A 20560-nucleotide genomic window follows, 5' to 3' on the forward strand; every position below is an offset into this window, starting at 1 on the left:
ACAACCTGTGCGTCAATGGTGGGGCCAGATTCGTCCGACTCGAGGATGTGATGCGAAATGTCCACGCCACCGCGTGTGCGCACCATGGTCGTCGCCCTGCTCGGAACTCTCTGCCTAGCGCTGGGTGTGCTCGCGCTGACAGCTCCGACGGCGACGGCCGCACCACCGTCCGCGACCCAGATCGCGCTCCCCTTCGACGGGCTGAGCAAGGATGACACCCCGAGCGCGCCCGGCGCACCGGGCGGCGCCAACAAGCCGGACAAGTCAGCCGAGAAGGCCGAGAAGCTCGGCGGCGGCATTGCCAACGATGTCATCGATCTGGTCACCAATACCTTCAAGTGCGCGCTGAACATCGCGACCGACGCAGTGAAGTGTTCGATCTGAGGCAGTGACCGCGAGACCAGGCCGGGCGATCAGAGCAAGCTGATCTGCCCGGCTTTCTCGTCTTCGGACACCTCGGCCAGCAGTTCCGGCCCGTTGTTCTTCACGCTGTTCACCAGCGACGGCACCGGCCGCGCGGTGATCCCGGCGATCACCTCTTCGCTCGGCGTCTCCAGCAGGCCGGCAGGCGCGGGATGATCCGGATCGAGCCACGCGTCCCAGTGCTCCCTCGGCATCGGCAGCGGCATCCGGTCGTGAATGCGGGTGAGGTCGCCGATCGCGTCGGTGGTCAGGATGGTGCAGGACAGCAGCGGCTCGCTCTCGGCAAGCGAGCGGTCCCGCCACACCGACCACAAACCGGCCATATACAGCCGGGAACCGTCGGCCTGCGACATGAAGAACGGGTGCTTGGCCACCTTGCCCTTCGCCCCGGCGTCCGGCTCGACGACCCATTCGTACCAGCCGTCCATCGGGATCAGGCAGCGCCGGTATTTCACGGCGTCACGGAACGAATTGGTGGTCGCCGCCTTGTCCGCGCGGGCGTTGAACAGCGGCTTGCCCTTGACCGGAACACCCGGTTCGGCCGCTTTGGTCCACACCGGAATCAAGCCCCAGCGCATCCGGCGCAGCCGCAACTTGGGCTCGTCGTCCTTGTGCCCGTGTTCGTGCCGTTCGACGACCGTGAGAATCTGGGTCGTCGGCGCGACGTTGTAGTTGGTGAAATTGCCCGCAGCGCTTTCGGTCTCATCGATCGCATCCAGCTCGACCGCGAGCCGGCCGGGGTCTGTCGTGGTCGCATATCGTCCGCACATATCTCGATACTCCCACCGGACACCGACAGTCTCGGGGACAATTGATACATAGCTGGTGACTGTGTGAGAGTTTTGACCTAACATCCTCTCAAGGATGGGTCATCATCGTGCCCGTCTGACGACGCTGCGCACCGACCGGCCACCACGAGGAGCCCAGGGATCGACGGGTATCCCGAGCACCCCACCGGCAAGAGGAGAGACTCATCGTGACATCCACCGACATCAAACCGGCCGACCACGACACGGCGCTCACATCGGTCAATCCCGCGACGGGCGAGGTCATCGGGACCCACCCGATCGCAGACGAGGACGCGGTGCGCGCGGCCGTCGCCAAGGCGCGCGCCGCCGCGGCCACCTGGGGCGCGCTGAGCTACGACGAGCGGCGCACGCACCTGCTGCGCTGGTCGAGCCGGTTGGTCGCGGACTCCGACGAGTTCTGCAGGCTGATCCACGCCGAGAACGGCAAGCCGCTCGACGACTCCTTCCTCGAACTCATGCTCGCGCTCGAGCACATCGCCTGGGCGGCCAAGAACGCCAAGAAGATCCTCTCGCCCAAGAAGGTCTCGCCCGGCGCGTTCATGTCGAACTTCGCGGCACGGATCGAACAGCGCCCGCTCGGCGTCGTCGGCGTGATCGGTCCGTGGAACTACCCGGTCTACACCCCCAACGGGTCCATCGCCTACGCGCTGGCCGCGGGCAACGCCGTGGTGTTCAAGCCGAGTGAGTACTCGACCAGCATCGGCAACTTCCTGGCCGCCGCGTTCGCCAAGGCCAACCCCGAACTGCCCGAGGGCGTCTTCAGCACCATCAACGGGTACGGCGCCACCGGCGCTGCGCTCGTCAAGGCCGGTGTCGACAAGATCGCATTCACCGGCTCCACCGCGACCGGCAAACGGATCATGGCCGCCGCGGCCGACACCCTCACCCCGGTGCTGCTGGAATGCGGCGGCAAGGACGCGGTGATCGTCGCTGGCGACGCGGACGTGAAGGCCGCCGCCGACGCGGTCGCCTGGGGCGCCACCGCCAACAGCGGCCAGACCTGCGCAGGCGTCGAGCGGGTGTACGTCGACCGGTCGGTGCGCGACGAATTCGTCGCCGAGGTGAAGAAGATCCTGGAGAAGGTCGGCCCCGGCTCCGGCGACGACGCCGCCTACGGCCCGATGACCATGCCGAGCCAGATCGACATCGTGCGCCGCCACATCGAAGACGCGCTGAAGAAGGGCGGCACCGCCGTGCTCGGCGGCGTCGACTCCGTCAAGGCGCCGTTCATCGAGCCGGTCGTGCTCGTCGACGTCGACGAGAGCTCCGAGGCGGTACAGGAGGAGACCTTCGGTCCGACCCTCACCATTCGCACCGTGAACGGCGTCGACGAGGCGGTCGAACTGGCCAACGACTCCAAGTACGGGCTGTCCTCGGCGGTGTTCTCGAAGAAGAACGGCCTCGACATCGCACGCAGGCTGCGCGTCGGCGCCACCTCGGTCAACTCGGTGCTCGCCTTCGCCGCCATCCCCGGCCTGCCGTTCGGCGGCGTCGGTGACTCCGGCATCGGCCGCATCCACGGCGAGCCCGGCCTGCGCGAATTCACCCGGCCGCACTCGATCGCGGTGCAGCGCTTCGCAATTCCCGGCATGGCGCTGCTCAGCTACTCGCGCACCGACTCGACGATGAAACTGCTCCGCCGCCTGGTGCCGTTCCTGCACGGCAGGCACAAGTAAACGAGGTTCCACCCGGACGACCCCGCGCCCGCGTGCGCGGGGTCGTCCGCGTTCGCGAAACCTCTTGCGCGCAATGGGATCCCAGCACAGAACCGAAATCACCCCAGCCCAACCACATTTGCGCACGGCAGCACCACGACATCACGCCGACGCCAAGCGCACCGACGATACCGTCCACCTGAGATCAGCACGGCCACAACACAACCAACCACCACAGCGCGAGTCTTCCGAGCGTCGTTCGCGGCCCGTCCCGCGTTCGAGCGGTCGAAGCGCACGCGCCGCAGGCGCAAGTCTCGACCACTCGGACGCGGGACCGAGGAGGCCGCGAACACGCAGCGCCGCAGGCGCTGCAAATCAGACGCCGCCCGCGTGTCCGCTACGTGGAACTGAGAAGATGGACAGGTGAGTTTCTGGCCAGCGCCCTATGTCGATGTCCCTGTGCACGCGACCGTGACCCTGCCTGGATCGAAGTCGATCACGAACCGGGCCTTGATCCTGGCTGCCTTAGCCGATGGGCCTTCGACCCTCACCGGCGCGCTGCGCAGCCGAGACACCAATTTGATGATCGCCGCGTTGCGGGCGCTCGGCACCACCATCGAGGGTGATGCCGACACGGTGACCGTCACCCCGGCCGCCGCGCTGACCGGCGGCGCGGTCGACTGTGGGCTCGCAGGCACGGTGATGCGGTTCCTGCCGTCGGTTGCGGCGCTGGCCGCGGGTGACGTGGCGTTCGACGGCGACGCGCAGGCCAGGGTCCGTCCGCTCAGCACGATCCTGGACGCGCTACGCAGTCTCGGCGCCGATATCGACGGCGCCGCGCTGCCGTTCACGGTGCACGGTAAGGGCGCGCTGCGCGGCGGAACGGTGACCATCGACGCCTCGGGTTCCTCGCAGTTCGTGTCGGGCCTGCTGCTGTCGGCGGCCCGCTTCGACGAGGGTTTGACCGTGCATCACGACGGCAAGGCGTTGCCGTCGATGCCGCACATCGAGATGACGGTCGAGATGCTGCGGCGTGCCGACGTGCAGGTGCAGGCGCCCGCGAACAGCCGCAAAGCTCAGACCTGGACGGTGTCGCCCGGTCCCATTCGCGCGGTCGACTGGGATGTGGAGCCGGATCTGTCCAACGCGACGCCGTTCCTGGCGGCCGCTGCCGTCACCGGCGGCGAGGTGAAGATCCCGCATTGGCCGCGGCTCACCACTCAGCCCGGTGACGTGATTCGCGAGATCCTGGTCCGGATGGGCGCCGAGGCGCGCATCTTCGACGGCGTGCTGACGGTGCGCGGTCCGGATCGCTTGGCGGGCATCGACATCGACCTGCACGATGTCGGCGAGCTGACCCCGACGGTCGCGGCGCTGGCCGCGCTGGCGGACTCCCCCTCTTGGCTGCGCGGCATCGCGCATCTGCGCGGGCACGAGACCGATCGGCTCGCCGCACTGTCCACCGAGATCAACCGGCTCGGCGGCAAGGTCACCGAGACCGAGGACGGGCTGGAGATCGTGCCCGCCGAATTGCACGGTGGCCGTTGGCATTCCTATGCCGACCACCGAATGGCAACGGCCGGAGCGATTCTCGGACTGCGGGTGCCTGGGATCGAGATCGAGGACATCGGCACCACCGCCAAGACCCTGCCGAATTTCGTTGCGCTGTGGGAGCAGATGCTCGATCCGAGCGGCGCCGTACAAGGGACTGCGCGCTGAGGAAGCGCGAGTACGACGAATCCGACGTCCGGGTGCGCCCGGGCAAGAGTTCGCGTCCGCGCACGAAAACCCGTCCGCAGCACAGTGATGCGGAATCCGCGATGGTGGTGTCGGTCGATCGCGGCCGTTGGGGCTGCGTGCTCGGCGGCGACCCGAACCGGCATCTCGTCGCCATGCGCGCCAGGGAGCTCGGCCGTACCCCGATCGTGGTCGGCGATCAGGTGGATGTGGTCGGCGACCTGTCCGGCAAACCCGACTCGCTCGCCCGCATCGTCCGCGTCACCGACCGCCGAACGGTGTTGCGGCGCACCGCAGATGACACCGATCCGTTCGAACGGATCGTCGTCGGCAATGCCGAGCAACTGTTCATCGTCGTCGCCCTCGCCGACCCGCCGCCGCGTACCGGTTTCGTCGAGCGGTGCATGGTCGCCGCCTACGCGGGCGGCCTGCGCCCGGTGCTGTGCCTGACCAAGCGCGACCTGGCCGCTGAATCCGAATTCGCCGCCGCCTTCGCCGATCTCGACCTCACCATCGTCTACGGCGGCATCGAGGATCCACTGGAGCCGATCCTCGAACTTCTGAACGACCGCCTCACCGCCTTCATCGGCCATTCCGGCGTCGGCAAGTCGACCCTGGTGAATCGCCTTGTGCCGGACGCCTATCGAGCCGTCGGCGAGGTTTCCGGCGTCGGCAAGGGCAAGCACACCTCCACCCAGTCGGTGGCCCTGCCGCTCCCCGACGGCGGCTGGGTCATCGACACCCCCGGCGTCCGCTCCTTCGGCCTGGCCCACATCACCCCCGACGACGTGGTCGCCGCCTTCAGCGACCTCGCCGTCGCCATCGAGGACTGTCCCCGCGGCTGCACCCACCTCGGCCCACCCGCCGACCCCGAGTGCGCCCTGGACCAGCTGCCGGGCAAAGAGCGCCGAGTAGCCGCCATCCGCCTGCTGCTCACCGCCCTCAACACCAACGAAAACTGGTAGCGGGTCAGTCGCGCACTGCGGTGGTGTGGTCCTGGCCGTCGGGTTGGTTGGGGGCGAAGGGCCATTCTTCGAACCAGGTGCAGCGGCCGTCCGGGGCGAAGCGCAGGATCCAGAGGTCGCGCCAGCGGGCAGGCTGGTCGGGGTAGTCGACTTCCGCGCGGACGACAGCGGTGAGGCCGTCTACCGCAACCACTTCGGGGTCCATGGTGAAGGTTTCGTCCGGGCCGTCGCGGCCGGATTCCCAGAACGTGGCCAAAGCAGGTAGGCCGGTGAGCGGCTCCGCCCACGGGGAGACCAGGTATCCGATGTCGGGAGCGAACAGGTCGCCGAGAGTGTCCGTGCCCGGCGATCGCCAAGCTCGTTCGTAAGCGCCGACCCATGCCTCTACTGTGCTGCGGTCCACGCCGCAAGAACCTACGCCACTTCGCTGAGCGCCGTGCCTGTTCAGTGCAAATAAGATCTTCGCTGCCCAGGTCGCCTGACCAGGAATTTCAGTACGTCACGCACCCCGCCGACCAACGACGAAGGCGCCCACGGACTTCGAGTCCGTGGGCGCCTTCGAACAGCTCTCAGTGCCGACGACGCGGCTTCGGCGCCCGCTTGCCCTTCGCCTCCGCGCGGGCGGCCTCGCGGCGCTCGCGACGGGTGCTCGGTTCGCCTGCGTCGCCGTATTCCTCCCGGTCGCTGTGCACCGCGGTGTGGCCACCCTCGTCCGGACCGGAGTAGCTGAAGCCACGCTGGCTGCGCTCGTCGATGCCCTTGGCACGCAACGCCGCCGGGGCGGCACTGCCGTTGCCGACCGGCTGCTCGTCGGTGGGCAGCGGACGCGGCGCGGCCATCGCACCGACCGGCGAGCGCAGGCCCGCGTCGACCGACACACCCTCCGGCTGCGGCTGCTGCACCTCGACCTGCAGGTTGAACAGGAAGCCGACCGACTCCTCCTTCAGGCCCTCGAGCATCGCCGAGAACATGTCGAAGCCCTCCCGCTGGTACTCGACCAACGGGTCGCGCTGCGCCATGGCGCGCAGACCGATGCCTTCCTTGAGGTAGTCCATCTCGTAGAGGTGCTCACGCCACTTGCGGTCGAGCACCGAAAGCAGCACCTGGCGTTCGAGATTGCGCATGCTGCCCTGGCCTGCCAGCCCGTCGATCTCGGCCTCGCGCCGTTCGTAGGCGTCGTGCGCGTCGTCGAGCAGCGCCTCGAGTAACTCCTCGCGGGTGAGGTCGCCCGCCTCGCCGACCGCGGTATCGCCGGTCAGGTCCCGGTAACTGAGTTGGACCGGGTACAGCGTCTTGAGCGCCGTCCACAGCTTGTCCAGATCCCAGTCCTCGACGTAGCCCTCCGCGGTGGCGCCGTTGACATAGGCGGTGACCACGTCGGTGATCATCTCCTGGACCTGGCCCTCCATGTCCTCGCCACGCAGGATCCGGTTGCGCTCGGTGTAGATGATGGTGCGCTGCTGGTTCATCACCTCGTCGTACTTGAGCACGTTCTTGCGGATCTCGAAGTTCTGCTGCTCGACCTGGGTCTGCGCGCTCTTGATCGCCTTGGAGACCATCTTGGCCTCGATCGGCACATCGTCGGGCAGGTTGAGCCTGGTCATGATCGCCTCGAGCGCGGCGCCGTTGAAGCGGCGCATCAGCTCGTCACCCAGCGACAGGTAGAACCGGGATTCGCCGGGGTCACCCTGACGGCCGGCACGACCACGCAGCTGGTTGTCGATACGGCGCGATTCGTGGCGCTCGGTGCCGAGCACGTAGAGCCCGCCCGCCTCGCGCACGATGTCGGCGTCCGCCTTGGTCTGCGACTTGACCTGCTCCAGTGTCGGCAGCCAGGCCTGCTGGTAGGCGTCCGGCGTCTCGACCGGGTCGAGGCCTTCCTTGCGCAGGATGAGGTCGGTGATGATGTCGGGGTTACCGCCGAGCACGACGTCGGTACCACGACCGGCCATGTTGGTCGCGACGGTGACCGCGCCGGGCCGGCCGGCCTCGGCGATGATCGCGGCCTCGTTCTCGTGGAACTTCGCGTTGAGCACGGTGTGCGCGATGCCGCGCTTGGTGAACTGCTTGGACAGGTACTCCGAGCGCTCGACGCTGGTGGTGCCGATCAGCACCGGCTGGTCCCGCTGATGCCGCTCGGTGACGTCGTCGACGACGGCCGCGAACTTGGCCTCTTCGGTCTTGTAGATCAGGTCGGACTGGTCCTGGCGGACCATCGGCCGGTTGGTCGGGATCGGGACGACGCCGAGGCTGTAGATCTGGTGCAGCTCGGCCGCTTCGGTCTCGGCGGTACCGGTCATGCCGGACAGCTTGTCGTAGAGGCGGAAGTAGTTCTGCAGGGTGATGGTGGCCAGCGTCTGGTTCTCGGGCTGGATCTCCACGCCCTCTTTGGCCTCGATCGCCTGGTGCATGCCCTCGTTGTAGCGGCGACCGACCAGGATGCGACCGGTGAACTCGTCGACGATGATCACCTCGCCGTCGCGGACGATGTAGTCCTTGTCGCGGGTGTAGAGCTCCTTGGCCTTGATCGCGTTGTTCACGTAGCTGACCAGCGGCGAGTTCGCGGCCTCGTACAGGTTGTCGATGCCGAGCTGGTCCTCGATGAACTCGACGCCCGCCTCGTGCACGCCGATGGTGCGCTTCTTGATGTCGACCTCGTAGTGCAGGTCCTTCTTCAACAGCGGTGCGATGCGCGCGAATTCGGCGTACCACTTGCTGGAGGCGTCGGCGGGGCCGGAGATGATCAGCGGCGTGCGCGCCTCGTCGATCAGGATGGAGTCGACCTCGTCGACCACGGCGAAGTTGTGCCCGCGCTGCACCAGATCGTCCAGCGAGTGCGTCATGTTGTCGCGCAGGTAGTCGAAGCCGAACTCGTTGTTGGTGCCGTAGGTGATGTCGGCGTTGTACGAGTCGCGTCGCTGCGCAGGCGTCATGCCGGACAGGATCACGCCGACGTCGAGGCCGAGGTAGCGGTGCACGCGGCCCATCCACTCGGAGTCGCGCTTGGCGAGGTAGTCGTTGGTGGTGACGATGTGCACGCCGTCGCCGCTGAGCGCGTTGAGGTAGGCGGGCAGCACCGAGGTGAGCGTCTTACCTTCACCGGTCTTCATCTCGGCGATGTTGCCGGTGTGCAGTGCGGCGCCGCCCATGATCTGCACCTTGTAGTGCTTCTGGTTCAGCACGCGCCACGAGGCTTCGCGCGCGACCGCGAACGCCTCGGCCATCAAGCGGCCGAGCGGATCGGCGTCGCCCGCCTCGTACAGCTCCGAGTAGCGCTCACGGAACTCGTCGGTCTTACCGCGCAGCTCGGCATCGGTCAGCTGCTCGTAGTCCGACTCGAGGTCGAGAACCTGATCGGCGAAGTTGGCGAGCCGCTTGACCATGCGACCCTCACCAATCCGTAGCAACCTCGTCAGTGTCAGCGCAGGCACGGGTCTCGTCAGTCCTCTGGTCGGTGTGTCATTCGTGTCGTCGGCGCCGGGCCGCTTGGCGATACACGGCCTCGGCGTGCGGGCTCGCGCGGGAGCGCGGATCCGCTGCACGCTTCATGGTAATGCGGTGCCGATCGTAGGTGCCGCCGAGCAGCAACGTTCGCACCGCACCGGCCCATGCCGTGTCGTCCGCCTTGGTATTCACAGTACGCGGAACGCGGTCAGCTGCCAGCCTGCCCGGTGCAGAACAACGCGGGCAGCAACCGCGAACGACCGAGGTCCGCGTTGGTATCTGCCGTACACCTCCGCGGTGTTCGGCGCGATCAGTTCGACCCCGAGGGTGGTCAAGAGGGCAGGACCGAGTGCGCGGCTGTGCTGGCCGGTCCGCGCGAGTGTTTCGATGGCGGCGAGCACCGACGGCGCGGCGAGCGGCCGCAGCTGCGTCGCGCCGCGCTTGCCGTCAAGCACCTCGAGCACCAGCCGCAGCGAACTCTCCGCGAATCGTCTTGCTGCCGAGCCGGTCTCACCGTCGGTCCCGTACGATGAAGACCGTCCGTCGTGTCGGGCGCGTCGGGCCGCGCCCCCGGTAGCTGATCCGCTGTGCGACGGTAGACGACGACGGCAGGGCAACGCCGCCCGCGGCGACAGCATCTCCGGCCGCCCACTGTTTCCCTGAGCACCCGGCCCGGTCGGCTGATCCCGACCCCGGGTTCCTCGGTCACAGTCCAGGGGCGGCTCGATGTGCGGAGCAGGTGAAAGCGACGGCCGTCGACTGTGCATCCGTAGTCCCCCTGTGATCGAATCGAGTGCCCCGAGCTCGAGTCAGACAGCTTGCCACGCAAGCAGACACCGGGACAAGGGGAACGCCGATTTCACCGAATACGCCACAACGGACGGTCTGAATCCTTGTGGCGCCAGCACAATAGGCGTGGACGGCAGCGGAGAAGGAGCACCTGGCAGCGTGATCACGAGACTGACGCCGCAGGACGCGTCGTTCTATCGGCTCGAGTCGAGCAGCAATCCGATCCATATCGGCTCCCTCGCGATCGTCCGAACCACCGAGCCCGGCGCCGAGGCCGAACCGGTCCTCGACTACGACCGGCTGCTCGATCTCGTGGAGGCCAGGCTCTCGCTGGTCCCCCGCTATCGCCGCAAAGTGCGCGAGATTCCGTTCGCTCTCGGCCGCCCGGTGTGGGTGGAGGACAGCCAGTTCGACATCACCTATCACATCCGGCGCTCCGCCCTGCCGACCCCTGGCACCGACGAGCAGCTGCACGAGCTGGTGGCCAGGCTGTCCTCGCGGCCGCTGGATCAGAGCAGGCCGCTGTGGGAGATGTACCTGATCGAGGGCCTGTCCGAGGGCCGCTGCGCGATCTTCACCAAGACGCATTCGGCACTGGTCGACGGGAACACCGCGCTGGAGATCGGCCACGTCATCCTCGACACCGGCCCGTCACCGCGGGAGCTGGCCGATGACGCCTGGCATGCGCCGCGCGAACCCAACGAGGTGGAGTTGCTGGTCGGCGCGCTGACCCACCTGGCGGCGCAGCCGCGCGAAGCGCTCGATGTGTTCCGCAATGCCAGCGGGCGTGCGTTCGGCGTGATCGGCGCGGCGGGCCGCGCGATGGACTCGGTCGTCGGCGCGGTGCGCGCCGCGACGACCGGCGCGCCGGACAGCCCCCTGAACGCGCGCACCTCGCGCAACCGGCGCTTCGATGTGATGCGCACCGATCTGGAGGACTACCGCAAGATTCGCAAGCGCTTCGACTGCTCGATCAACGACGTCATCCTCGCGGTGGTCACCGGCGCGCTGCGCAACTGGCTGCTGTCGCGGGGCGAGGCGCTGACCGAATCGACAACGCTGCGGGCCGTGGTGCCGATGTCGGTGTATGTCGAAGGGACAGCGAGTGATCGGCTGGAGCCGACGAGCGAGGTGTCCTCGTTCCTGATCGACCTGCCGGTCGGCGAACCCAACCCGGTGATGCGTCTCTCGCACATCGCGCACGCCACCGAGGCCAACGGCAGGCAGCACCGCGGGGTCAAGGCCCGCACGCTGGTGCACCTTGCCGGGTTCGCTCCGGCGAGCCTGCATGCGATGAGCGTGCGTGCGGCGAGTACGTTCGCAGAACACACATTCAATCTGGTGATCACCAACGCGCCGGGTCCGCAGACGCCGATGTTCATCGGCGGCGCGCGGATGCTGGAGATGTATCCGGTGTCGCCACTGCTGCGCAACCAGGCCTCGAGTATCGGGATCACGTCCTATGACGGGCACGTGTTCTATGGACTCAACGCCGACCGCGACGCGATGGCCGACATCGGCGTGCTGGCCGCGTCGGTGCGCGATTCCATGGAGGAGATGCTCGGTGCCTGCGTCTGATCAGGGGAAAGTGCGGGTCTACATTCCCGCGACGGTGCCGATGCTGCGCGAGCTCGTCGCGAACCGGGAATTGCGCCCGGTCGGCGGCACCGCCTTCGCGGTGACACCGGCGCTGCGCGAGGCGTACGCGTCCGGCGACGACGAGGAGCTGGCCGAGGTGGCAATGGGCGAGGCCGCCCGCGCCTCGCTGCGGCTGCTCGCCGCGGAGCGGGACGAGATCGACGACGCCGAACCGGCCGACGACGCCGAACCGGTGGCGAGCGGCAGGCCGGTGTACCGGCGCGCGGTGGTCGCCGCCGACGTCACCGGCGTGACGCTGCGCCCCGACCTCGACGACGCCGTCGTGCGGTTGACCGGGCCGGTGACCTATGACCAGATCGGCTCGGTGCACGTCGACCTGGTCGAGGCCGAACCCGAGGTGGCCAAGGCGGTCGACGTGGTCGACGCCGCCGACCTCGGCGACACCGACGCCGAGTTCGTGCTCGGCGATGCCGAGGACCACCAGCTCGCCTGGTACGCCGCGCAGGAGCTGCCGTTCCTGCTCGAGCTGCTCTGAGTACACCACCGCGCTGAGACCTGTGGCACCCGCCACGCGCCGCCCCGGCTAACCTACGATGCCGTAACCTGGCTGGGTGGCGGCGCGGCAGCGCATCCGACGACAGGAAGACGAACGGCAGCGATGAGCTCGAAACGAGGGGGATTTTCCGTGCGGGGCGTCCGGGAATGGCTGGAGGCGCCCGCGGCGAGCGTCGCCGAGCGTGGCGGCAGATTGAACGTGCTGCGGGGCGCGGTCGCGAGGGTCACCACCCCGCTGCTGCCTGATGATTATCTGCACCTGGCCAACCCGTTGTGGTCGGCACGCGAGCTGCGCGGGCGCGTCGTCGACGTGCGCAAGGAGACCGCCGATTCGGCGACCCTGGTGATCAAGCCGGGGTGGGGCTTCGACTTCAAATACCAACCGGGCCAGTACATCGGCATCGGCGTGCTGATCGACGGACGCTGGCATTGGCGCTCCTACTCGCTGACCTGTCCGCCGAACTGGTCGGATCCCGGCGCGGGTGGCAAGCGAGTCATCTCGATCGCCGTCAAGGCGATGCCGGAGGGCTTCCTGTCCAGCCATCTGGTCAGCGGCGTTCCGGTGGGCGCCGTGGTCAGGCTCGCCGCGCCGCAGGGCGGCTTCGTGCTGCCCTACCCGCCGCCGCCGAAGGTGCTGTTCCTGACCGCGGGCAGCGGCATCACCCCGGTGATGTCGATGCTGCGCGCGATGGACCGCCGCGGCATGGTCACCGACGTGGTGCACCAGCACTCCGCGCGCACCGCCGAGGACGTCATGTTCGGCGCCGAGCTGCGCGACCTGCACGACCGGCACCCGACATTCACCTCGCACTTGCATCTCACCGGCGACCACGGCAAGTTCGCGCTGGCCGAGCTCGACACGAAGTTCCCGGACTGGCGTGAGCGCGACACCTGGGCCTGTGGCCCTGCCGCGATGCTCGACGAGATCGAACATCATTGGCGCGACGCGGGTATCGCGGACAAGCTGCACGTGGAGCGGTTCGAGATCGAGCGAGGCGCGGTCGGCGAGGGCGGCACCGTTACCTTCGGCAAGACCGGCCGGACCGCCGAGGTGGACGGCGCGACCAGCCTGCTCGAGGCGGGCGAGGCCGCAGGCGTGCAGATGCCGTTCGGCTGCCGCATGGGCATCTGCCAAACCTGTGTCGTCACACTGAGTTCCGGGCATGTGCGTGATCTGCGCAACGGCGACGAGCACCGCGAGGGCGACAAGGTGCAGACCTGCATTTCGGCCGCGGCGGGCAACTGCACGCTCGACGTGTGAGACCTGGGTAACACTGAGGCAGGCATGCCTTAGGTACCCTCGAATCAAATCGAGAGGGAAAGGACCCCGGTGGCCATCACCGATATTCAGGCGTTCGCCCACCTCACGGCGGCCGACATCGAGACACTGGGTCAGGAGCTCGATTCGATCCGGCGCTCGGTGGAACAATCTCGCGGCGAACGTGACGCGAAGTACATCCGGCGCACCATCGCCGCGCAGCGTGGCCTCGAGGTGGCCGGGCGCGCGGTGCTGTTCGGCAGCCGCAACCGCTGGGCCTGGCTCACCGGTACCGCGCTGCTGTCCGTCGCCAAGATCATCGAGAACATGGAGCTCGGGCACAATGTCGGCCACGGGCAGTGGGACTGGATGAACGATCCGGAGATCCACTCCAGCTCGTGGGAATGGGATATGACGGGCCCCTCGTCGCAGTGGCGGCGGGCGCACAACTACTCCCATCACACCTACACCAATGTGCTCGGCAAGGACGAGGACCTCGGCTTCGGCATCCTGCGGATGACCCGCGACGAGCCGTGGAGGCCGATCCACCTGGTGCAGCCGCTGGCGAACCTGGTGCTCGCGGCCACCTTCGAGTGGGGCATCGCGCTGCACGACTGGAGCATCGAGAAGGAGCTGTCCAAAACCCCGCGCTGGGAGGTCATGTCGAAGCCGAACGTGGACTTCGGCCGCAAGATCGCCCGCCAGGTGACCAAGGACTACCTGCTCTACCCGGCCCTCACCGGCCCGGCGTTCAAGCAGACGCTCAAAGCCAACGCGACCGCCAACCTGGTGCGCAACCTCTGGGCGTACGCGGTGATCTTCTGCGGCCACTTCCCTGACGGCGCAGAGAAATTCACCATCGAACAGCTCGAGGGTGAGACCAGCGGCGAGTGGTACCTGCGGCAGATGCTCGGCAGTGCCAACTTCAAGGCGGGGCCGGTGATGGCCTTCATGAGCGGCAACCTCTGCTACCAGATCGAGCACCACCTGTTCCCCGACCTGCCGAGCAACCGGTACTCGGAGGTCGCGGTGCGGGTGCGCGAACTCTGCGACAAGTACGACCTGCCCTACACCACCGGCTCGCTCGGCAAGCAGTACCTGCTCGCCTTCCGGACCATCCACAAGCTCGCCCTTCCGGATCGGTTCCTCAAGGCCACCTCCGACAACGCGCCGGAGACCTCCTCGGAGCGCAAGTTCGCAGGCATCACGCTGCCGTCGCTGCCGAGTTCGGACACCGCGCACTGGCTCGGCGTCGACCCGGAGACCGGGCAGCGGCGCGGGCTGCGCTCGGCCATGCGCGAGGCCAAGGTGGTGCTCAAGGAGAAGGCACGCCAGGAGAAGGAGATGCTCCGCGAGGCCAAACGCGCGCTGCGCGAGAAGGCCGAGCACGAGAAGGTCGTGCTGCGCGAGGCCACCCTCGCGCTGCAGGATCGGGCCCGCCAGGAGCAGGCTTCGCTGCGCCGCAAGGCCGTACGCGAGCGGGCGATGTGGCGTAATCGCAAGCGCCGCTGAGTAATCGAGCACAAAGCCGGGAGCCTGCCGCTCCCGGCTTTGTGCATCGATGACGGTCTACTGCCAGCGCACGTTCAGGTCGCTGACGACGGCGGCGTGGTCGGAGTAGAACTCACCTGCACCGTGCTTGGGCATCCGCTTGTCGACGATGCGCGACGCACGCACCTCGACCGGGCCACGCGCGAAGACGAAGTCGATCCGCTGCTGGGTGATCAGCTTCTCGGTGGGTAGCGGGCTCCAGGTGCGGCCCGGCGCCGAGCAGACATCCGGATTCGCCGCGCGGAAAGTGTCCACGAAGCCTGCGTCGGTGACAACCTTCGTCGCGCGCAACGGGTAGCTCGCGCCGAAGTGGTTGGGGCACTTGCCCTGATCCGGTGTCCAGTCCGCGGCGGGCAGCGTGTTGAAGTCGCCGCCGAGCAGGACCGGCGCGGTGTTGCCTGCCAGCATCTTCGGCAGCTGGGTGTTGATGATGTCGGTGATGTACTGGGTTTGTGCCCGCTCGGCGCGCACCACATCGTCGACGGAGTGGCGTGGCGTGCGCCCGTCGCGCAGGTCGATCGCGTTCTCGTCGATGAGGTAGCCGTCCCACGGGTCGGTGTAGGTCAGCCAGGTGGCAAACAGATTCAGCTCACCCCGCTGCGGCACCTTCACCCGTACGCCGCCGAGGTTGAAGTCGCTCGCCGGGCCGCCTTGCGGCTTCGGGTAGGTCGCGACGACGTCGTATTTGGTGAAGATCCAGAGGTTGTCGCTGCCTGCGGGGCGGTCGGTGATTTTCACGCCGGTGTAGCGGCCGTTGTGCGCGCGTGTGGTCAACGCGTCGGTGATCGTTTCGCCGGAGCCGTAGGTCTCTACGGCGAAGAACACATCCGGTTTGATGTCGATGACCTGATCGATCAGGTCGTTGAGGTTGGCAGGGGTTGGTTCGCGACCGCCGTGAAATATGTTCCAGGTCAGCACGCGCACGCGCTTGTCGTCGTCGGCATGGGCCGCCGGCGCACCCCCCACAGTGACGATGCTCGCCAGTAGCAGCGCGGTGAGCATCGTCTTGCATAATCGCATGATCCAAAACTCCGTTCGTTGGGAAGGCGAAAGGTAGGCGAAGATTCGAAACTTCGCGTGTCCTTCAGGCAAAAATTCGACGAACGAACGTTCGGGCTACGCGCTGGTTACTTGCCGACTTACCATCGCCGGGACGCCTTGGCAATGGGGGATTTGCCACATCGCCGTTCAGGTCCTCGTAACCTACGGTGTCGTAAGTTACGGTACTGTAGCCGCCATGGCGATCTCGGATGTCAAGGAATACGCACATCTCACCGAGGCCGACGTGGAAGCACTCGGCGCGGAATTCGATGCGATCCGGCGGGATATCGAGGCGTCGCGCGGTGAGCGCGATGCCAGGTATATCCGCAACGTCATCCGGTTACAACGCGCGCTCGAAATCAGCGGGCGCGGTGTCCTTTTCGCAAGCTTCCTGCCGCCGGCCTGGCTCGCGGGCGTTGCCCTGCTCAGCACCGCCAAGATCATCGAGAACATGGAGATCGGGCACAACACCATGCACGGGCAGTGGGACTGGATGAACGATCCGGAAATCCACTCCAGCTCGTGGGAATGGGACAACGCGGGCGCGGCCAAGCACTGGAAGCACACGCACAACTACCTGCACCACAAGTACACGAACGTGCTCGGCATGGACGACGACATCGGCTACGGCCTGCTGCGGGTGACCCGCGACCAGCGCTGGAAGCCGTTCAACCTGGGCAACCCGGTCTACAACCTGGTGCTGCAGTTGCTGTTCGAGTACGGCGTCTCCATTCAGCACATGGAACTCGGCAAGCTGGCCGCTGGCCGGTTCAAGCCGGGCAGCACGGAGCGCGCCGAGTTCGAGCGCAAGCGCAACGAGGCGCTGACCAAGATGGGCAAGCAGATCCTCAAGGATTACGTGATCTTCCCTGCGCTCACCGGGCCCGCCTTCCTCAGCACGCTCACCGCGAACCTCGCCGCGAACGCGATCCGCAACGTCTGGTCCAACGCGGTGATCTTCTGCGGCCACTTCCCCGATGGCGCCGAGAAGTTCACCAAGGCCGACATCGATGGCGAGACCAAGGGCCAGTGGTACCTGCGCCAGATGCTGGGCAGCGCCAACATCTCCGGCGGGCCGCTCACCCACTTCATGACCGGCAACCTCAGCCACCAGATCGAGCACCACCTGTTCCCCGACCTGCCGAGCAACCGGTACGCCGATATCGCGGTCAAGGTCAGGGCGCTGGCCGAGAAGTACGACCTGCCCTACACCACCGGTTCACTGCCGGTGCAGTACTTCAAGGCATGGCGGACCATCGTAAAACTGTCGCTGCCGAACAAGTACCTGCGCGACACGACCGATGACGCCCCGGAGACCGCCTCGGAGCGCAAGTTCGGCGGCAACACCAGCCCCGTCATCGACCCGGTGACCGGCAAGCGCCACGGCCTGCGCACCGCACTCGCCGCGGGCAAGCGCCGCCTCGCCCGCCGCACCGAAACCGTCGAGCGCACACCCGAATTCGCCAGGTAGTCACCCGGAGATCCGCCGTACGCCGCGCAGCACGAGCACGTGCTGCGCGGCGTTTTGCGTACTCGGTGACCACGGAAGAGCGCGCGCCCGCCAGCCGGGCCCACAGACATCGCACAGCGGCCCACCTGTGGCGGAGGGTATGCAGAGTCCGTGGCACGCAGGCTGGTTGACTGGGCGGGTGGATGCTGACGGGCTGAGTGTGTACGACGCGATTCGGCTGCGGCGCGACGTGCGGGCGGAGTTCACCGGCGACGTGGTCGACGATGCGACACTGTGGCGGATCCTGGCGGCCGCGCATCGAGCGCCGAGCGTCGGCAACTCGCAGCCGTGGGATTTCGTGGTGGTGCGCGCTCCGAGCACGCTACGAAAGTTCGCCGAGCATGTGGCGGACAAGCGGATCGAGTTCCGCGACGCGCTGCCGAGGGAGCGGGCCGCGACCTTCGCGCCGATCAAGATCGAGGGCATTGTCGAAAGCGGCACCGGCATCGTGGTCAGCTACGACCACGGACGCGGCGGGCCACAGGTGCTCGGCCGGGCCACCGTCCCCGAAACCGGCGTCTACTCCGCGGTGCTCGCGATTCAGAATCTGTGGCTTGCCGCGACCTCCGAAGGCATCGGCGTCGGCTGGGTCTCCTTCTACGACCCCGAGTTCCTCACCGAGCTCGTCGGCCTGCCCGATGGCATCCGGCCGGTCGCGTGGCTGTGCGTCGGGCCGGTGCACGAATTCCAGCAGATACCCGACCTGGAACGGTTCGGCTGGCGCACCGGTCGCCCGCTGACCGATGCGGTGCACCAGGAGACCTTCCGCGCCTGACACGCACGCGGATGCGCCGCACGTCGGGCCGCAACACTTCGGCCCGATACCGAGCGAGTACCGAAATGATCACAGCGGCGCCGATTCGCCCATATCGGCTGCCGTAGCCGCTGGTCGGCGTGGTAGACACAGGATCCCGACCACATCAGACCAACCGGGCCGAAAATTGGTCGGGGCCGCCGGGATTCGACTGCCCACCAACTGGGTACGTCAAGGACGGATCCATCGCGAAGGCAGCGTTTCATCGGCTCAGGAGGTTTGCCATGGCCAACGTCGACGCCGTGCGGCTGTCGAACGAGCTTGGCATCGATCTGGCACATGCGATGCTGCGCCTGCGCCGGGAGGGCCGCCCCGGCGAATCCAATCACGACACCTGCCTGCGGATCATCGCCGACGAGGCGCGCCCGAAGCGGGAGCCGGACACCCAGCGTGCCCGACCCACCGCCGACGGCACCTTCCCGGCCTTCCCCCCGCACCGCCCCCGCCGCACTCGCTAGCTACCAGCGCAGCACGGCCTCGTACTCGTCTTCCGAGTCCGAGTGCATCCGCCCGGTCGGGACGAAGCCGAGGGATCGATAGAACCCCTCCGGGCTACCGGGCCCCTTGCCGTAGCTGACGAACAGTTCGCTCGTGCCACGCGCTTTCAGCCAGGCCACCAGCACCGCAATTGCCTCGCGCCCGATCCCGCGCCCCTGCTCGGGACCCGCGATCATGAAGCGCCACAAGAAGACACCCTGGGAATCGGGTTCGTCCTCGTCCAATCCGAGGTGCAGCATCAGGAAGCCGACCGGCTTGTCATCGGCGTAGACGGCGCGGAACCACGCGACGTCCGAGAAGTGCGCCTCGGCGATGGAAATACCGTTGTCGGCCACAAAACCGTGCTGCTCCGCCGACAGCGTGTCGCTGAGCTTGCACACCTCATAGACGGTGTCGCCGGTGATCCGGCGGAGCTCGACGCGGCGAGCGGTGGAAACGGTCGAATCGATCATGCGCAATTCGTACTGCGCACCGCTTGACGGCTCAACCGATTTTCGGCGGGCCTCCCACCGCTCGCACGGTGGGAAGCCCGTCCAGTCCTAGCTCAGACGCGTTCGAGCACCGCGGAGGCGCCGATGCCGCCCGCCGCGCAAATGCCGAGCAGGGCAGCGTTCTTGCCGGTCCGCGCCAGCTCGTTGGCCATGGTGGTCACCATGCGCGCACCGGTGGCGCCGAACGGATGACCGAGCGAGACCGAGCCGCCGTGCACGTTGAGGGTGTCGATGTCGACCTCGCCGACGGCGGTGTCGCGATCCAGCCGCGTCTTGGCCCACTCGTCGCTGGCCAGGGCGGTGAGCACGGACAGGGTCTGCGCGGCGAACGCCTCGTGGATGTCGACGAGGTCGATGTCGCGCAACGACATTCCGGCCTTGTCCAGCGCGCGCGGCATCGAGATCGCGGGACCGATCAGCACCTGGTCGGTCGGATCGACGCTGACGTAGCTCCACGAGCGGAACGCGGCGAGCGGCCGGTAGCCGAGCGCCAGCGCCTTCTCCTCGCTCATCAGCAGCACTGCCGAGGCGCCGTCGGTGAGCGGGCTGGCGTTGCCCGCGGTCACGGTGCCGTTCTCGGCGAACACCGGCTTCAGCTTGGCCAGCTTCGCGACGCTGGTGTCCCCGCGCACCAGTCCGTCGCGGGCGATCTCGGTGTCCTCCGGGGTACGCACCCGCAGCACCTCGTCGTCGAAGCGGCCCGAATCGATGGCGGCCGCGGCGCGATGATGCGAGCGGGCGGCGAACTCGTCTTGGTCGGCCCGGCTCACGCCGTGGATGCGGGCCATCTTCTCGGCCGACTCCCCCATCACCTCGCCGGTGGTGCGCTCGGCGATCTTCGGCCTGCTCGGCAGCAGGTCGGTGAACGGCGCCAGCTGCGCCACCGCGGACAGGTAGTCCTTGGGCTTCGGCTTGCCGAGCGCCAGCGGCGCCGCGGCGTGCACGACCTTCTGCGGCAGCTTGACCTCGGCATTCGAGGTGGAATCGCTGCCGCCGGCGATCATGATGTCGTATTCGCCGCGCTCGATCGCGGCCGCGGCGGCGGTGACCGCCTGCAGGCCGGAGGCGCACGCCCTGGTCACGGTGTACCCCTCACAACCGGGGTCGAGCCGCAGATCCAGTGCGATCTCTCTGGCGATGTTCGGCGCCGCGCTCGGCAGAATGACGCCGCCCCACACGATGGCCTGTACCTGCGCGCCGGGCAGCCCGGTCCGCTCCAGCAGACCGCGCACCGCGGCGTCGGCAAGGGCGATGGAATCCATGCGGGTGTATCCGGTGAACGCACGCACGAACGGCGTGCGCGCACCGGACACAATCACGGCACGGCGAGCAGCCTTGGTGGCCATGCGATTTCCTTTCGAAAGATCTCTGACCACCAAACTTACTCCAAAGTAAGTTCACCGTCGACCCCCTTCGCCGAC

Annotated in this window: 18 protein-coding genes; 11 read left to right on the forward strand and 7 right to left on the reverse strand. The window is 67.5% G+C overall.

Annotated features, from left to right (window positions below; all coding sequences use genetic code 11):
- Positions 1-57 precede the first annotated feature (57 nt).
- Positions 58-384 carry a hypothetical protein gene (locus ACGFNJ_RS08205; protein ID WP_393444809.1) on the forward strand — a complete coding sequence of 109 codons (327 nt, stop codon included), beginning with the start codon at positions 58-60 and terminating at the stop codon, positions 382-384.
- A 29-nt stretch (positions 385-413) separates the two neighbouring features.
- Here ACGFNJ_RS08205 and ACGFNJ_RS08210 read toward each other — a convergent pair whose 3' ends face one another.
- Complete coding sequence (locus ACGFNJ_RS08210) at positions 414-1193, reverse strand: SOS response-associated peptidase (RefSeq protein ID WP_393444811.1); 780 nt, start codon at positions 1191-1193, stop codon at positions 414-416.
- A gap of 206 nt (positions 1194-1399) precedes the next feature.
- Between ACGFNJ_RS08210 and ACGFNJ_RS08215 the strand changes: the two genes are divergently transcribed.
- The 3 genes from ACGFNJ_RS08215 (at position 1400) to rsgA (ending at position 5589) form a co-directional block, all read left to right on the forward strand.
- Positions 1400-2908 (forward strand): aldehyde dehydrogenase family protein, encoded by a 1509-nt coding sequence (locus ACGFNJ_RS08215; RefSeq protein WP_393444813.1) that lies wholly within the window; start codon positions 1400-1402, stop codon positions 2906-2908.
- A gap of 402 nt (positions 2909-3310) precedes the next feature.
- On the forward strand, positions 3311-4606 hold the full coding sequence (aroA, locus tag ACGFNJ_RS08220) for a 3-phosphoshikimate 1-carboxyvinyltransferase (RefSeq protein WP_393444815.1): 1296 nt from the start codon (positions 3311-3313) through the stop codon (positions 4604-4606).
- Positions 4603-5589: a ribosome small subunit-dependent GTPase A gene (gene rsgA / locus ACGFNJ_RS08225; protein WP_393445900.1), complete on the forward strand. Its 987-nt coding sequence runs from the start codon at positions 4603-4605 to the stop codon at positions 5587-5589. The genes aroA and rsgA overlap by 4 nt, the downstream gene beginning before the upstream one ends.
- A 4-nt stretch (positions 5590-5593) precedes the next feature.
- On the opposite strand, the gene ACGFNJ_RS08230 is transcribed toward rsgA, so the two are convergent.
- The 3 genes from ACGFNJ_RS08230 to ACGFNJ_RS08240 all read right to left on the reverse strand — a co-directional run bounded on the left by ACGFNJ_RS08230 (position 5594) and on the right by ACGFNJ_RS08240 (position 9800).
- The gene (locus ACGFNJ_RS08230) at positions 5594-5992 is read right to left on the reverse strand and encodes a YybH family protein (protein WP_393444817.1); all 399 of its coding nucleotides are present in this window, start codon (positions 5990-5992) and stop codon (positions 5594-5596) included.
- A 166-nt stretch (positions 5993-6158) separates the two neighbouring features.
- Positions 6159-9020 (reverse strand): preprotein translocase subunit SecA, encoded by a 2862-nt coding sequence (gene secA / locus ACGFNJ_RS08235; RefSeq protein ID WP_393444819.1) that lies wholly within the window; start codon positions 9018-9020, stop codon positions 6159-6161.
- Between the two features lie 201 nt (positions 9021-9221).
- The gene (locus ACGFNJ_RS08240; RefSeq protein WP_393444821.1) at positions 9222-9800 is read right to left on the reverse strand and encodes an Rv3235 family protein; all 579 of its coding nucleotides are present in this window, start codon (positions 9798-9800) and stop codon (positions 9222-9224) included.
- Positions 9801-9981: 181 nt separating this feature from the next.
- Between ACGFNJ_RS08240 and ACGFNJ_RS08245 the strand changes: the two genes are divergently transcribed.
- The 4 genes from ACGFNJ_RS08245 (at position 9982) to ACGFNJ_RS08260 (ending at position 14746) form a co-directional block, all read left to right on the forward strand.
- Positions 9982-11400, forward strand: a complete 1419-nt coding sequence (locus tag ACGFNJ_RS08245) for a wax ester/triacylglycerol synthase family O-acyltransferase (RefSeq protein ID WP_393444824.1) — start codon at positions 9982-9984, stop codon at positions 11398-11400.
- Positions 11401-11440: 40 nt separating this feature from the next.
- Entirely contained in the window at positions 11441-11956 is a 516-nt protein-coding gene (locus ACGFNJ_RS08250) for a DUF6912 family protein (protein ID WP_174567704.1), read from the forward strand.
- A gap of 123 nt (positions 11957-12079) precedes the next feature.
- On the forward strand, positions 12080-13237 hold the full coding sequence (locus tag ACGFNJ_RS08255; protein ID WP_393444827.1) for a ferredoxin reductase: 1158 nt from the start codon (positions 12080-12082) through the stop codon (positions 13235-13237).
- A gap of 69 nt (positions 13238-13306) precedes the next feature.
- On the forward strand, positions 13307-14746 hold the full coding sequence (locus tag ACGFNJ_RS08260) for a fatty acid desaturase (RefSeq protein WP_393444829.1): 1440 nt from the start codon (positions 13307-13309) through the stop codon (positions 14744-14746).
- 57 nt (positions 14747-14803) lie between these two features.
- Here ACGFNJ_RS08260 and ACGFNJ_RS08265 read toward each other — a convergent pair whose 3' ends face one another.
- Positions 14804-15805, reverse strand: a complete 1002-nt coding sequence (locus tag ACGFNJ_RS08265) for an endonuclease/exonuclease/phosphatase family protein (RefSeq protein ID WP_393444832.1) — start codon at positions 15803-15805, stop codon at positions 14804-14806.
- A gap of 217 nt (positions 15806-16022) precedes the next feature.
- Here ACGFNJ_RS08265 and ACGFNJ_RS08270 point away from each other — a divergent pair, with 217 nt between their 5' ends.
- The 3 genes from ACGFNJ_RS08270 (at position 16023) to ACGFNJ_RS08280 (ending at position 18608) form a co-directional block, all read left to right on the forward strand.
- Positions 16023-17297: a fatty acid desaturase family protein gene (locus ACGFNJ_RS08270; RefSeq protein WP_393444834.1), complete on the forward strand. Its 1275-nt coding sequence runs from the start codon at positions 16023-16025 to the stop codon at positions 17295-17297.
- Positions 17298-17490: 193 nt separating this feature from the next.
- On the forward strand, positions 17491-18111 hold the full coding sequence (bluB, locus tag ACGFNJ_RS08275; RefSeq protein WP_393445902.1) for a 5,6-dimethylbenzimidazole synthase: 621 nt from the start codon (positions 17491-17493) through the stop codon (positions 18109-18111).
- Positions 18112-18374: 263 nt separating this feature from the next.
- Positions 18375-18608, forward strand: a complete 234-nt coding sequence (locus tag ACGFNJ_RS08280) for a hypothetical protein (RefSeq protein ID WP_393444836.1) — start codon at positions 18375-18377, stop codon at positions 18606-18608.
- On the opposite strand, the gene ACGFNJ_RS08285 is transcribed toward ACGFNJ_RS08280, so the two are convergent.
- A complete protein-coding gene (locus tag ACGFNJ_RS08285) occupies positions 18609-19100 on the reverse strand; it encodes a GNAT family N-acetyltransferase (protein ID WP_393444838.1) in 492 nt (163 codons plus the stop codon).
- Between the two features lie 92 nt (positions 19101-19192).
- Positions 19193-20485 (reverse strand): acetyl-CoA C-acyltransferase, encoded by a 1293-nt coding sequence (locus ACGFNJ_RS08290; protein WP_393444840.1) that lies wholly within the window; start codon positions 20483-20485, stop codon positions 19193-19195.
- Positions 20486-20560 lie beyond the last annotated feature (75 nt).

This window comes from Nocardia sp. NPDC049149 (assembly GCF_043197455.1).
Taxonomy (GTDB): Bacteria; Actinomycetota; Actinomycetes; order Mycobacteriales; family Mycobacteriaceae; genus Nocardia.